The organism is Bradyrhizobium viridifuturi (assembly GCF_001238275.1).
GTDB classification, from domain to species: domain Bacteria; phylum Pseudomonadota; class Alphaproteobacteria; order Rhizobiales; family Xanthobacteraceae; genus Bradyrhizobium; species Bradyrhizobium viridifuturi.
The window spans coordinates 23556-37129 of the sequence record NZ_LGTB01000004.1; the positions used below are offsets into that span (position 1 = coordinate 23556).

Annotated in this window: 16 protein-coding genes and 1 pseudogene; 8 read left to right on the forward strand and 9 right to left on the reverse strand. The window is 63.7% G+C overall.

Features of this window, described 5'->3' with window-relative positions; translation table 11 throughout:
• Positions 1 to 222 precede the first annotated feature (222 nt).
• Positions 223 to 1113, forward strand: coding sequence for a class I SAM-dependent methyltransferase (locus ALC15_RS05115; RefSeq protein WP_050626351.1), 891 nt, complete (start codon positions 223 to 225; stop codon positions 1111 to 1113).
• Positions 1114 to 1175: 62 nt separating this feature from the next.
• On the opposite strand, the gene ALC15_RS05120 is transcribed toward ALC15_RS05115, so the two are convergent.
• The 5 genes from ALC15_RS05120 to ALC15_RS05140 all read right to left on the reverse strand — a co-directional run bounded on the left by ALC15_RS05120 (position 1176) and on the right by ALC15_RS05140 (position 4185).
• Positions 1176 to 2474, reverse strand: coding sequence for a hypothetical protein (locus ALC15_RS05120; RefSeq protein WP_128089434.1), 1299 nt, complete (start codon positions 2472 to 2474; stop codon positions 1176 to 1178).
• 170 nt (positions 2475 to 2644) lie between these two features.
• Positions 2645 to 2812: a hypothetical protein gene (locus ALC15_RS05125; RefSeq protein ID WP_244485931.1), complete on the reverse strand. Its 168-nt coding sequence runs from the start codon at positions 2810 to 2812 to the stop codon at positions 2645 to 2647.
• Between the two features lie 37 nt (positions 2813 to 2849).
• Positions 2850 to 3050: a hypothetical protein gene (locus tag ALC15_RS05130; protein WP_050626354.1), complete on the reverse strand. Its 201-nt coding sequence runs from the start codon at positions 3048 to 3050 to the stop codon at positions 2850 to 2852.
• A 98-nt stretch (positions 3051 to 3148) separates the two neighbouring features.
• Positions 3149 to 3793, reverse strand: coding sequence for a haloacid dehalogenase-like hydrolase (locus tag ALC15_RS05135; protein WP_050626355.1), 645 nt, complete (start codon positions 3791 to 3793; stop codon positions 3149 to 3151).
• 188 nt (positions 3794 to 3981) lie between these two features.
• Entirely contained in the window at positions 3982 to 4185 is a 204-nt protein-coding gene (locus ALC15_RS05140) for a hypothetical protein (protein ID WP_016847743.1), read from the reverse strand.
• A gap of 256 nt (positions 4186 to 4441) precedes the next feature.
• On the opposite strand from ALC15_RS05140, the gene ALC15_RS05145 reads away from it, so the two are divergent.
• Positions 4442 to 5398: a TRAP transporter substrate-binding protein gene (locus ALC15_RS05145; RefSeq protein ID WP_094193700.1), complete on the forward strand. Its 957-nt coding sequence runs from the start codon at positions 4442 to 4444 to the stop codon at positions 5396 to 5398.
• Positions 5399 to 5626: 228 nt separating this feature from the next.
• On the forward strand, positions 5627 to 6535 hold the full coding sequence (locus ALC15_RS05150) for an alpha/beta fold hydrolase (protein WP_244485932.1): 909 nt from the start codon (positions 5627 to 5629) through the stop codon (positions 6533 to 6535).
• Between the two features lie 88 nt (positions 6536 to 6623).
• On the opposite strand, the gene ALC15_RS05155 is transcribed toward ALC15_RS05150, so the two are convergent.
• Genes ALC15_RS05155 through ALC15_RS05170 form a run of 4 tightly spaced genes read right to left on the reverse strand, consistent with a single transcriptional unit; the run spans position 6624 to position 9931 of the window.
• The gene (locus ALC15_RS05155) at positions 6624 to 7916 is read right to left on the reverse strand and encodes a spinster family MFS transporter (protein ID WP_050626357.1); all 1293 of its coding nucleotides are present in this window, start codon (positions 7914 to 7916) and stop codon (positions 6624 to 6626) included.
• Positions 7917 to 7952: 36 nt separating this feature from the next.
• On the reverse strand, positions 7953 to 8273 hold the full coding sequence (locus ALC15_RS05160) for a type 2 periplasmic-binding domain-containing protein (RefSeq protein ID WP_050626358.1): 321 nt from the start codon (positions 8271 to 8273) through the stop codon (positions 7953 to 7955).
• A gap of 32 nt (positions 8274 to 8305) precedes the next feature.
• On the reverse strand, positions 8306 to 8698 hold the full coding sequence (locus ALC15_RS05165; protein ID WP_128089435.1) for a type 2 periplasmic-binding domain-containing protein: 393 nt from the start codon (positions 8696 to 8698) through the stop codon (positions 8306 to 8308).
• Between the two features lie 42 nt (positions 8699 to 8740).
• A complete protein-coding gene (locus ALC15_RS05170; RefSeq protein WP_050626360.1) occupies positions 8741 to 9931 on the reverse strand; it encodes an aromatic ring-hydroxylating dioxygenase subunit alpha in 1191 nt (396 codons plus the stop codon).
• Between the two features lie 131 nt (positions 9932 to 10062).
• On the opposite strand from ALC15_RS05170, the gene ALC15_RS05175 reads away from it, so the two are divergent.
• From ALC15_RS05175 to ALC15_RS05195, 5 genes and pseudogenes are all read left to right on the forward strand, one after another.
• Positions 10063 to 10578 (forward strand): MarR family winged helix-turn-helix transcriptional regulator, encoded by a 516-nt coding sequence (locus tag ALC15_RS05175; protein ID WP_050626361.1) that lies wholly within the window; start codon positions 10063 to 10065, stop codon positions 10576 to 10578.
• Positions 10579 to 10792: 214 nt separating this feature from the next.
• A complete protein-coding gene (locus ALC15_RS05180; protein WP_018271860.1) occupies positions 10793 to 11158 on the forward strand; it encodes an NADH-quinone oxidoreductase subunit A in 366 nt (121 codons plus the stop codon).
• The gene (locus ALC15_RS05185) at positions 11149 to 11739 is read left to right on the forward strand and encodes a NuoB/complex I 20 kDa subunit family protein (RefSeq protein ID WP_050423879.1); all 591 of its coding nucleotides are present in this window, start codon (positions 11149 to 11151) and stop codon (positions 11737 to 11739) included. The genes ALC15_RS05180 and ALC15_RS05185 overlap by 10 nt, the downstream gene beginning before the upstream one ends.
• Before the next feature lie 10 nt (positions 11740 to 11749).
• A pseudogene (locus ALC15_RS05190) lies at positions 11750 to 12366 on the forward strand (NADH-quinone oxidoreductase subunit C).
• Positions 12363 to 13559, forward strand: coding sequence for an NADH-quinone oxidoreductase subunit D (locus tag ALC15_RS05195; protein ID WP_050626362.1), 1197 nt, complete (start codon positions 12363 to 12365; stop codon positions 13557 to 13559). Before ALC15_RS05190 ends, ALC15_RS05195 begins: the two are co-directional and overlap by 4 nt.
• Positions 13560 to 13574: the final 15 nt, after the last annotated feature.

The window sequence follows — 13574 nt, forward strand, 5'->3', positions numbered from 1 at the left end:
GCTGCTGTATCCGGGCGGGATCAACTACTTAAAGTTGTTGTGGTTACGAACCACACTTGACGAAAGCGGTCGCAAGGCTTGCAGCAAGAGCCGCGCGTTCGCGGTTCCACCGCGTTCCGGAACTCACGCATGTGATGCGTCTTAAAGGTGCCGAAGAAATCATCGACAGTTTCGCAAATGCTGGCGCGGCAAGGACCGTCAAACAGAATAGGAGACCTGCGGATGGATTGGAGCCTGTGGCTGAACGAATACTACAAAGACGAGCTGGCGAGGACGGAGGCCGCATGCGGAAGGGGAGAGTCTGCGTACGAAGCGTTCAAGTGGATCGACGATCCCTATCTTTGGAGCGTGCTGCTCTGGAAGGAGTATGATGGCTTCGACGCCATCAAGGCGACGATTCCCGATCCGCCCGATGCAGGCACTCAGAAGAGCTGGAGCGGTCGTTCCGGGATGGAGCTCGGCGCCGCGGTGATCGAAACCTATCGGCTGATGCACGACAAACTCAGGCTGCATCTGGACAAGCCGTTCGAAGAGTGTTCGGTGCTGGATTACGGTTGCGGCTGGGGCAGCGTGCTCAGATATTTCATGAAGGACGTGCCGCTGCGCAATTTGCATGGGTGCGATCCCCACAAGGGCATCATCCAGGTCGCGCAACGCTCCAACCCTCGCGCCGATATCGTGGTGTCGGACAGTCTGCCGAAGCGTCTTCCATTCAACCAGAAATTCGATGTCGCCTACGCACTGTCGATCTGGACGCATCTCTCCGCGGTCGCGAGCGACGTATGCCTCGACGCGGTCCATGCCGCGCTGGAGGATCGCGGTCTCTTCCTTCTGACGGTGCGACCGCCGGCATATGCATTCTATGAGCCGATCTCGAAATTGCCCGGGTGGGATCAGCAAAAGATCACCGAAACGGTGCGGCGAGACGGCTTCTACTTCTATCCCCTAAGCTATCCGGTCGATGGCGAGATGACATACGGTGAGACCATCATCACCAAGCAGTACATCGAGGAGCACTGGACCGACCGGTTCGATATCGTCGACGTCGGCATGAACGGGATCTCGCCCTATCAGAGCATTATCGTTCTGCGAAAGAAGGTAAGGCCACATTGATCGGGTCGCCCGCGTGTCGGCACTGTGCCTTGCGCGCCCGCCATGTCGCCGGGCGTGCAAGATCAGGACACCGCGAGGCCGACGACGCCGACCTGCCGCGCGGCGTGCTCGGGATTGCGGGATAATTCCGCGCGCTGTTCCGGCGTCAGCCACCACAGCAGGAACAGCAGCGCGATCCCGTTCGAGACCAGGCCCGTGGTCAGCGGCACGTTCATGATGGCCTGAACGGCGATGCCGGATGACACCGCGATGAAGCGCGGCGACAAATGCCGCGAGACCGTCGACCCGACCGACAGGATCAAGCCACACACCAGCGCCGAAACCGGGGCCAGCGCGAGACCGACCGACGCGATGCCTTCGGTCGCGAGGAAGGACGCGTTGAAATTGCCGTCGCGATAGATCGCTCCGAGCGTCGGGCCGAGTTCGCCATACGGGCAGGCGGTCACCTGTCGCAGGATCGTTATCTGGCAGAACCGGGTCAGCTCGCGGTGCGCAAAGAAGTCGGCGTATTGATCGAGCGCCAGTGACGGGATCGCGAGGAAGCGCAGGTTGATGGCGCTGAACACGACATAGTCCTTGTCGGCGGCCAGAACGGCGAACGCCGTCAGCCCGATGGACGCCGGCAGCACGAATGCGAGCACCGTGGCCAGCCGCGGATTGAAGTGGCCGTAGAGCCAGAACAGGAATGGCAGCCAGATCGGCAACAACAGGACGGTCTTGTTGTTGACGACCGGATAGAAGCACAGCGCGAACAGCAACATGCACGCCGCCTGCAACCATTGCCGGCGCGATGCGAAATGCGCAAATAGATAAGGCAGCACCGCTCCGATCATGATCCCGGTGAGGTAATTCAACAGGGCCGGGCGGGCGATGGCGTTGCGGGCAGCGCCATAGGGATTGCCGAGGTTGACGCCGTAGGAGATGTCGAAGATCAGCACGGCGACGGACGCCGCCAGCAGCAGCAGCGCAACGCGCTTGATCGTGGCCTCCGACAGGCGGGGCCGCCAGACCGGCATGTTCTGGAACATCAGCGGGAACATCGCGGCGGCCAGCGCGGCGATCATGGCCCAACGGGCGATCGCGTGCGGATAGTCGAACGCGCTGAAGAAGCTGAGCCAGACGAAGCCGAACACGGCTGACAGCAGCGAGAAGCTCACCAGATAACCGAAGCTGAACCGTCCCGCGGCGAATGCCGGGATGAAGATGGCCATGATGGCGGTGCCGAGGATGGCCTCGGCGGTGATGCCGGATCGCCAGACGTGCATCGCCGGGAACGCGTGCCCGCAGGCGATCAGCGACGCGGTGCTGACGGCGAAGAACCCGAGGATCGTGCCCCCGACAACCAGGTCATCGCGCGTCATTGCATCGGCCCGTTCGAATTGAGAGCTGTGCAGCAACTAGCCAGCCGGCTTCGATCGAATCAAGTCAGGCAACGTTGAGCGACGTTGCGGTCTGTATAATAATGTTTCTGTTGTGCGATCGGTCACCGCGGCGCCGCATTGAACGCGCAATCGGCAAGAGGTTGCCCTGATCAGGCAAAGAATGCGGCAACCGCGTTCAGGTCGGATTGTCCCGGCGCATCGCCGCGCAAATTCGCGTCGATGATGCGGCGGCAGGCGTCAACCGTGTTTGTATCGCCCAATTCGTTGGCGGCTTCGAGGATCGACCAGACCGTATCCAGGGGAATGTCGTTCTGCATGGTCGCGCTCGGATCTGACAGCATCGGCGGAGCCGGGTTAGAATTCGAACAGGTCGCGGCCCCGCCGCGCCAGGGTGTGCAGGTCCGCCACCGTGCCGCGCACGGCGTTGCAACGGCGGCATTCGATGATGGTGTCGCCGGAGGCGTGCGCCGGATCGGCGACCTTGATCGCCAGGCTGCCGCAATTGGTACAGATGATCTTGAAGCCGGTGGAAATTACTTGCTGCTGCAAATTCATTGTGGGCCCGCGCCTCTGTTGACACTCACCTTACGGAACAATTTTTAAGACGGGGGTCGTGGAGCGGATCGCAATCGAATGACCGCGTTAGGATGCGGTTAAGATTTCGCGGCGGCCGCGCGATCTGGCAGATGCAACGTCGGCTTGCCGAGCGCCGCGACGGCGGCGCGCAAGGCTTCGCGCGCATTGACGGTGATGATTCCGGCAGCGTGCGCCCAGACCAAAAGGTCGGATGTGCAGTCGCCGGCATAGATGAAGCCCCCCGGAAACCTCTTCACCAGCAGGCCCGCCTTGTTGGCGCCCTTGAGGTTGTGCTTGCCGTCCGAGGCGAGCACGTCGTCGAGCCAGGGCAGAAGCGATGCAAGCTGGTTCGCGAGCAGCGCGTCGGCCGCGGTCGCCAGCACGACGCGGCGGCCGGCGGCCTTTTCGCGCTCGGCCAATGCGACGATGTCCTGGTGCAGTTCGAGCCGGCTCCAGTCGATGCGCTGGCGCAGTGCGAGCTGGCGTTTCAACGCCGCGCGTCCGCGCGTCAGCCAAATGGCGCATGCGAGAACGATCAGCGGATTGCGGCGCAGGATCGAGAAGAAGCTGAGATGGAGCAGGTCGCCCCTGATCAGCGTGCCGTCGAGGTCGAGCACCAAGGGCAGTGACGTCGGCAGCCCGAGCAGGGTGGACATCCCGCCGGCGCGGGGAGTGTCCTGCGGCTCTGCAAGTAGGTCGCCCGCGAGGCGAGGCTCAGTCATTCGCGACGCTCTGCCGGCTTGCGACCTTGCACGCATCGATCTCGCGCGCTGGTCTCGTTGGTCCTGCAACCGCCGTAGCCGAACCCGGCGGCAAAGGCCATCCCGTCCTGGCCGGCGCTCGATACGATCAGGCCCAACAAAAAGGCCGCCCGAAGGCGGCCGTTTTGTCTGCCGAAGCTTGATAAATGCTAGCGGACCGTCGAGGTCCCCGAGGACGTGATCGCGACCGGCTTGCCGGCCTTGATGACTTGGGTGGTCTGGGCGGTCTGGGTGAAATCCGCGTTGTTCCGCGCCGAGATGCCGAGAGCCGCAATCCCGATGGCCGCAACGAGGGCAACCACCACGATCTTGAGGTGGGTCGCGCGATCAGCTGAATGGATCGAGTGGTTCATGGTCGCCTCCGGGCGTCTATGCGCCGTCTATGGCAGCTACTGGTAAGCCCGATCTGTTTCCGGATCGTTTCGTGAGTTCCTTGAAATGGTTTCGTGCCACGGCCGGATTGGTTTCACCGTGCCTTGCGTCACAAAGGCGGAGGGCCGAAACTCACCCCAGGCGCGGGATGCGCCCGGGAGAAAAACAATAATGAAAACAACGAATATGACCCGCCGCCGGGTGCTGGGCGCCGGCTCTGCGGCAATGGCCGCCACGATGTTTGGTAAGCCGGTTCTTGCCGCGGCCGAGTTCGACTTCAAGCTCGGCGTCAACACTCCGGAAACCCACCCGCTAACAATCCGTCTGGCCGAGGCGGCCAGAGCTGCCGGCGCGCAGTCGGGCGGCCGGCTCAACATCACGGTGTTTGCCAACAGCCAACTCGGCGGCGATCCGGAGATGCTGTCGCAGGTCCGCGCCGGCGGTATCGAGCTATTGGCCGCACCCAGCATGACGCTGTCGACGCTGGTGCCGCTGTCCGGTCTGCCCAGCATCGGTTTCGCCTTCCAGTCCTATGACCAGGTCTGGGCGGCGATGGACGGCGGCGTCGGCGACCTCGTCCGCGAGGCGATCGCCAAAACCGGCGTGGTGCCGCTGAAGAAGGTCTGGGACAACGGCTTTCGCCAGATCACCTCGTCGTCGAGCCGTCAGCTCAACAGCGTCGACGATCTCAAGGGCTTCAAGATCCGCGTGCCGGTGACGGCATTGCTGACCTCGCTGTTCTCGGGGCTCGGCGCACTGCCGTCGAGCATCTCCTACAGCGAGCTCTATTCGGCGCTGCAGACCCACATCGTCGAAGGGCAGGAGAATCCGCTGGCGCAGGTCTCGACCGGAAAGCTCTACGAGGTACAGAAATACTGTGCGCTTTCGAACCATTGCTGGAGCGGCTACTGGATCCTCGGCAACGGCCGCGCGATGGCGGGCCTGCCGCCCGATCTGCTCGAGATCATCAACACCGCGTTCGACGCGGCGGCGTTGAAGGAGCGGTCGGACCTTGTCGAGATGGACCGCTCGTTGCAGGCCGAGCTGACCGAGAAGGGCATGACCTTCAACAAGCCCGATCCCGTGCAGTTCAGGGCTGCGCTGGTCAAAGCCGGCTTCTACACCCAGTGGCAGAAGACCTACGGCGCGGACGCCTGGGCGGCGCTGGAGAAATACACCGGCAAGCTGACGTAACGGCACAAAGGCGCGAGCAGCAACGCAGCGGCCGATCGCGCGCAATGCGATGCGCGATCGGCATGCTTGCGCAAGTATCCCGGCAAGCTCTCACACCAACGTGGTGCGGTATCAGTGGTGAGGCCCGCACGATTACCTGAGGCGTAATCGCGCGCGCGACGTCTCCTTGCGATGATCGATGTATCGGCAGCGACGCTGTTGCCGATCGATCCGCAAGGGAGATGTGAGATGAATCGTCGAACCGTCCTCGAAGCCACATTGATCGGCAGCGCGTTGGCCGCGGCTCCGCCCGCCGACGCACAGACTGTCCCGCCGCGGCCGGCTGCGCGCTCGCCGCGCGTGACCGCGAAGGACGGCACGTCGCTGTTCGTCCAGGATTGGGGCACGGGCAAGCCGGTGCTGCTGCTGGCCGCCTGGACGTTCAACTCCAGCGTCTGGGGCAGCCAGATCGTGGCCTTGAACGCCAGGGGTTATCGCTGTGTCGCGCCGGACCGGCGCGGCCATGGTCGCTCCGATATGCCGATGACGGGATACGATCTCGACACGCTGACCGATGACGTCGCTGCCGTGGTCGAGCAGCACGATCTGCGTGATGTCACGATCGTCGCGCATTCGATGGGATCGATCGAGGCGGTGAACTATCTGGCGCGGCACGGCGCCGAGCGCATCGCGCGGCTGGTGCTGGTGGCGCCGACCACGCCCTTCATTGTCCAGACCGAGGACAATCCGGACGCGGTGCCGAGATCGATGGTCGATGCGCAAAATGCGGCGATTGCGCAGGACTTTTCGAAATGGATGGGCGAGAACGAGGCACCGTTCTTCATGCCCGACACGCCTGAGGTCACCAGGGCCTGGATCAGGGAGATGATGCTGAGCGTGCCGCTGCCGGTGGCGCTGGCCTGCCGCAAGACCATCTCCTTTGCCGATCTGCGCGCCGCGGCGAAAGGGATCGATCGCCCGACGCTGATCGTACATGGCGACAAGGATGCCAGCGCGCCGCTTCAGCTCACCGGCGCGAAGACTGCGGGGCTGATCAAGGGAAGCAAGCTCGCCGTCTACGAAGGCGCGCCGCACGCGCTGCCGCTGACGCACAGCGCGCGCCTGATGTCCGACCTGCTGGCCTTCATGGCTGGCTAGATCATGATGCGATGCGCATCATGATCTCTTCTCTTCGTTCGAGCATGATCTCTCCGGAAAACCGGTTCCCACTTTTCCGGATTATGCTCTAGCTCGCCCGCGCGATATCCGACCGGATCCATCGCGCCGCCCAGACGAACAGCAGCGCGCCGAGCGTCGTCGTCACCGCCGCAGACAGCAGCGAGTAGCGAACCGCATCGACGCCGTAGCTGCCCTTCAGCGCGTCGTTGATCATGCCGACGGCGAGGGGGCCGACACCTTGGCCGAAACAGGTGGCGGTGAGCAGCACGAGCGCGGAAGCCAGCGCACGCATGCTGGGTTTTGCCACCGTCTGAGCGATCGCGAAGATCGGGCCGAGATGGAAGCCGACCATGAACGAGGTCAGCGCCAAGGTTGCGACCATCAGCGTGAAGCTTTGCGTCAGCATGCACAGCGCGAACACCGGGCCGGCGAGGCCGGACATGATCGCAGGCGCCCACAGCTTCCAGCGATCGTCGCGGCGGCCGATCCGCGCCACAACTAAGCCGCCGATCAGCGTACCCGCCATGCCGGCAAGACCCTTGAAGGTGCCGGCATAGGTGCCGATCTCGGCGCTGCTGAGATGATGGATGCGCGCCAGGAACGGCGGGATCCACACAGCTGTGGCGTAGTTGGTGTAGGTCGTGAGACAAAAGCCGATCAGCACGATGACGAAGCTCGGCTGTGAAATCAGAAAGTCCAACGTCGGCCCGATCGGCTCGGCCTTGAAGGTCTCGGCCATCGCACCGCGCTTCGGCTCGGAGATGGTCAGCCACAGCACGGCGGCGAGCGCGATGCCGGGCAGGCCGGCGGTGAAGAAGGCCATCCGCCAGCCGTAGTGCTGGTTGACATAGCCGCCGATGAAATAGCCGAGGAAGACGCCGAGATAGGTGCCGATGGCATAGATGCCGAGCGCGCGCGGCCGCTCGTTCTTGTCAAAGAGATCGGCGATCATCGATTGCGAGGCCGGTGTGCCCGCAGACTCGCCGATGCCGACACCGACCCGCGCCAGTGCCAGCGTCGTGACGCTGGAGGCCATACCGCAGAAATAGGTCATCGCGCTCCAGAACGCGAAGGCGAGAGCCACTATGTTGCGGCGATTGAGGCGGTCGGCCATCCGCGCGATGGGAATGCCGAGCAGCGAGTAGAACAGCACGAAGCCGAACCCGGCGAGCAGGCCCATCGTGGTATCGCTGAGCAAGAATTCCTTCTTGATCGGCTCGATCAGCACATTGAAGATCGTGCGGTCGAGGAAGTTGAGGGCGTAGATGATCGTGAGCAGGCCGAGCACGTAGTAGCGGCGGGTCGATGGTCTAGCCGTGGTGCTGGCCTGCTCCGGCGCTCCCCGTGCGAGATCGACCATGGCTCCCTCTCCCATTATTGTCTCGTTGAGGCGAGATCAGTTTGCCGCTCGAACGCCGCTCTTCGGTCCCGCCCGATCGATGGCTTGCTGGATCACACCGGCCCGTTTCGCCTCGTCAAGGATTTCAATGAGCCTGGCCATCGCAGCGGGGGAGCGTCCCTTGGGCAGCGCAGCCGCGGCGCGCACGGTGTTGAAGGCGCCCGGGACGATCGTCCCACCAGGATAGCCGGCAGAGATCGATGCGATCAGGCCGGCGTCGGCACCAAACACGTCGGCCTTTCCGGCGCGCAGCAACTCGATGGCATCCGACGGGAAATTTGCGGTGAGAGGAATGCGCACCAGTTCGGCCGACTTCAAGGTGCGGCTCAGGAAGCGGTCGGAAGGGCTGTTCAGGATCGTACCAACTTGGCCCCTGCGCGGTCGACCTGATCGGACGACGCAAAGGCTTTCCCGGGCGCCGCGAAATACTGCAGGTCGATCAGCCAGAGGTCGCCGGTGACATCGGCCTTGTCGGCCGGCGCCAGCACACGCGGCCCGAGAGCGATGTCCCAGTCGGCCTTGGCGAAGCTTTGTTCATAGGCTTGCGGATTGGGATAGACCACGGGCTCGAACGATGCGCCGAGTCTTGCGGCGATGTACTTGCCGATGGGCTGTCCGATACCGCCCAACACCGGGATTCCGATAACCGCACAGCGCAATCGCCCGCCCGGTGAGAGTTCAGCGTCCACCGGTGGCTGTTGTGCGAATGCGATCGTCGCGAACTGAATCGCGAACAATGCCACCGCTAACGACTGCCAATGTTTCCGTCTCATGGCTCCTCCGCTTCATCCCTCGCGGATGTAATTCCCGGCTTCGAATTCGACCGGCCCGGCATCGGCGTCGAACGATACGCCGATCGGGTCGCGGCCGGCGGCCATGGCCTCGAGCTGGTCAGAGAGCATCCGGCGCACCATCAGGACGCCGCGGTCGCTCTGGCCGAAATGCTCCTCCGAATGAACAGTGACCGGACCCTGGCCGACCTGCGCCTCGTAGTCGCCGGGGAATTTCTGGTGCTCTTGCTCCGTCATGTCCCACCAGAACTTGCCGTTGAACTTAGAGCGCATCCGGCCGATGTCGCCTGCGTTCTTGACCCGGCCGGCGACATAGATGCGGAACGAGGTGTCGTCGATCGGCAAGGTCCAGCCGATCGATTCGACACGGGCGAATTGCGCAACGCGTGGATTGGGTACGACGCGGAGCGAGGGGAGGGCGGCCTCGGTGACGCGGTAGAACACCTTGCCATCGTCCTGCCGGCGGATCGAGCGCACCGCGACGCCGCGCGGCGACATCTCGAACTTCACCTCGGGCATCGAGGCCATCATGTTGGTGAATTGCGGCCCCGAGAATGAACCGTGCAGCACCGGCACGTGATAGGGGTCGGCGACGTTCTCGAAATGCTGCAGCCAGTTGCAGGGGATCACGGCCGGGCCGCCACCGCCGATCGAGGAATCGTCGGCCTCGACGAATTCGCCGTCGTCCATCTTCTCCAGGCACTCGTAGCGCGACAGCGCCGGCTTCTTATCGGCCGGGCCCATATAGGCGAAGATCAGGCCGTAGCGCTCCTGCACCGGGTACCAGGGCTGGCGCACCTTGTCCTTGAACAGGCCACCCTCGGGCTCGCAGGGCTGTTCGAGGCAGCGGCCCTCGGTGTCGAACTTCCAGCCGTGATAGCAGCAGCGGATGCCGTCTTCCTCGACCTTGCCGTAATAGAGTGTGGTGCCGCGATGGCAGCAGCGCGCGTGCAGCAGGCCGACCCGGCCATGCTTGTCGCGAAAGAGGATCAGGTCCTCGCCGAGCGCGCGGACTTTTCTGGGGATATCGGTGGCATCGCCGGTGAGGCCGACCGGATGCCAGTAGCGGCGCAACAGCTCGCCCATCGGCGTGCCACGCACCACCGAGGTGAGCTCGGTCCGGGTGGTGGAGGGCTTCATCGCGTAGGCCGTGCCGAGGTCGCGGTCCCGCTGGGTGATGGTCATCTGTGTCTCCTCCCGCCGCCGGTCTGACGCCCGCGGCCGCTCATCGTTGATGAAGTCAATGATAGATCGATGACATTGTCAACGATCAGGTCTAACTTGGCAGCGACCGGCTTTGTTGGCAGAGGTTGGCGATGACCGAGAAGCTCAGGACTGAGAGGAACTTGCCGCCGGAGGCGATCACCGACGCGGAGCTCGCGCCGGTCACCGCGATGATGTCGTCTCGGTTGATGGTGCTGGCGAACCTGCTCAGGCGCGGTGCGATGCTGCGCTACAAGCGGCTGACCGGCCTGTCCTCGGTCGAGTTCGGCCTGGTGGTCTCGCTCGGACGCCGGCCGCCGATGAGTGTGGTGCGGCTGGCGGAGGCCGTCGGCATGGACAAGGGGCAGATCAGCCGCGCGCTCGCCGTGCTCGTGTCGCGCAAGCTGGTGTCCAAGGCGGCCAATCCGCGCGACAACCGGGAGACCCTGATCTCCCTGACCAAGGCGGGTCTTGCCGCCCATGACGCCATCGTGGCCGGGGCGCAGGAGCGAAACCGGCGCCTGCTGGAACAGCTTGATCCACAGGAACTTGCATTGCTGCTCGGACACATCGACCGGCTGACCGCCACGGCTGCCGAGATGCTCGCTGCCGAACGGGAGCTGGGCTGATATGGCGAGCGCGCAGGGCACCGCAGCGCCGCCGCGGCGTTGCCCGTTGAGGCAAGCGCACCCGCCTGATGCGGCCAATAGCCCGCGGGATCGACGGTAAAAGCGTCAAAATAGCTTGTCTTGCGCCCCCTGTTGCGCTGCGCTAAAGCCTCAAGAACAATTCCAATCAACGAATCTGCGGTGCGTCCGAAACCGCAGCAAGAAGGCCTCGCCGATGACCGGCATCCTGCAGAATTATCTCCCACTTGTGGTCTTTATCGGAGTTGCGAGCCTGATCGGCCTCGCGCTCCTGATCGCGCCGTTCCTGGTCGCGTTCCAATCGCCGGACCCGGAAAAGCTGTCCGCCTATGAATGCGGATTCAACGCTTTTGACGATGCCCGCATGAAGTTCGACGTCCGCTTCTATCTGGTGGCGATCCTTTTCATCATCTTCGATCTCGAAGTGGCGTTCCTGTTCCCGTGGGCCGTGGCGTTCGGAAAACTCGGCGCGACCGGCTTCTGGTCGATGATGGTTTTCCTGGCCGTGCTGACGGTCGGGTTCGCTTACGAATGGAAGAAAGGCGCGCTCGAATGGGATTGAGCCCCACCGCCGCATCCTCGCAGCCGGCCATTGCGCAGGCGCCGAAGGGCATCCTCGATCCGTCGACCGGCAAGCCGGTTGGCGCCAATGATCCTTTTTTCCTCGAGGTCAATCACGAACTGTCCGACAAGGGCTTCTTCGTCGCCGCGGCCGATGACCTGATCACCTGGGCGCGTACCGGTTCGTTGATGTGGATGACCTTCGGTCTCGCCTGCTGCGCGGTCGAGATGATGCAGGTTTCGATGCCGCGCTACGACGTCGAGCGCTTCGGCTTCGCGCCGCGTGCCTCGCCGCGGCAGTCTGACGTGATGATCGTCGCCGGCACGCTGACCAACAAGATGGCGCCGGCGCTGCGCAAGGTCTACGACCAGATGCCGGAGCCGCGCTACGTCATCTCGATGGGCTCGTGCGCCAATGGCGGCGGCTACTACCACTACTCCTACTCGGTGGTGCGTGGCTGCGACCGCATCGTGCCGATCGACATCTACGTGCCGGGCTGCCCGCCCACGGCAGAGGCGCTGCTCTACGGCGTGCTGCTGCTGCAGAAGAAGATCCGCCGTATCGGCACCATCGAACGCTAAGGTTTTAGGCATGGACGACGGCAAGCTCGACGCCCTTGGGCAGACGATCGTGAGCGCGCTTCCGGGCGCCGTCACGGCGCACTCGGTCGCGTTCAATCAACTCACTATCGACGTCGAGATTGGCAGAATCGTGGACGTCGTGACGTTTTGCGTGACGACGCCGGCTGCCGCTTCGTCAACATCACCGACGTCACCGCGGTCGATCATCCGAGCCGCGAGAAGCGCTTCGATGTCGTCTACCATCTGCTGTCACCGACGCTGAACACACGCATTCGTGTGCGCGGTCAGGCCGACGAGACCACGCAGGTGCCGTCGATCATCGGCGTGTTCCCGGGCGCCGACTGGTTCGAGCGCGAGACCTACGACCTCTACGGCGTGATTTTCACCGGTCATCCGGACATGCGCCGCCTGCTGACGGATTACGGCTTCGACGGCCATCCGCTGCGCAAGGATTTCCCGCTCACCGGTTTCGTCGAGGTTCGCTACGACGACCAGGAGAAGCGGGTGCTGTACGAGCCGGTCCGGCTCAACCAGGAATTCCGCAAGTTCGATTTCCTATCGCCCTGGGAGGGCGCCGACTATCCGCTTCCCGGTGACGAGAAGGCCAAGGCGGAGCCGAAGCCATGAACGAGCAACCGCAAAATCTTCGTAACTTCACCATTAATTTCGGTCCGCAGCATCCGGCGGCGCACGGCGTGCTCCGTCTCGTGCTGGAACTCGACGGCGAAGTCGTCGAGCGCGTCGATCCGCATATCGGCCTGCTTCACCGCGGCACCGAGAAGCTGATCGAGCACAAGACCTATCTGCAGGCGATTCCGTATTTCGACCGGCTCGACTACGTCGCGCCGATGAACCAGGAGCACGCGTTCTGCCTCGCCGCGGAAAAGCTGCTCGGCATCACGGTGCCGCGCCGCGGCCAGTTGATCCGCGTGCTGTATTGCGAGATCGGCCGCATCCTCTCTCATTTGCTCAACGTCACCACGCAGGCGATGGACGTCGGCGCGCTGACCCCGCCGCTGTGGGGCTTCGAAGAGCGCGAGAAGCTGATGGTGTTCTACGAGCGCGCCTCGGGCTCGCGCATGCACGCGGCGTTCTTCCGCGTCGGCGGCGTGCACCAGGACCTGCCGCCGAAGCTGATCGACGACATCGACGCATGGTGCGATCCGTTCCTCAAGGTGGTCGACGACCTCGATCGGCTGCTGACCGGCAACCGTATCTTCAAGCAGCGCAACGTCGACATCGGCATCGTGCCGCTCAAGGAGGCCTGGGAGTGGGGATTCTCGGGTGTGATGGTGCGCGGCTCGGGCGCGGCCTGGGATCTGCGCAAGTCGCAGCCCTATGAGTGCTACGCCGAGATGGATTTCGACATTCCGATCGGCAAGAACGGCGACTGCTACGACCGCTACCTGATCCGCATGGAAGAGATGCGCCAGTCGGTGCGCATCATGAAGCAATGCGTGCAGAAGCTGAAGGCGCCGGACGGGCAGGGCCCGGTCGTGGTCGAGGACAACAAGATCGCGCCGCCGCGCCGCGGCGAGATGAAGCGCTCGATGGAAGCGTTGATCCATCACTTCAAGCTCTACACCGAAGGCGTCCACGTGCCGGCCGGCGAGGTCTACGCCGCGGTCGAGGCGCCGAAGGGCGAGTTTGGCGTCTATCTCGTCGCCGACGGCACCAACAAGCCCTACAAGTGCAAGATCCGCGCGCCGGGCTTCGCCCATCTGCAGGCGATGGATCACATCTGCAAGGGCCATCTCCTGGCCGACGTTTCCGCCATCCTTGGCTCGCTGGACATCGTGTTCGGCGAAGTCGACCGGTGATGATGTCCGCATCCG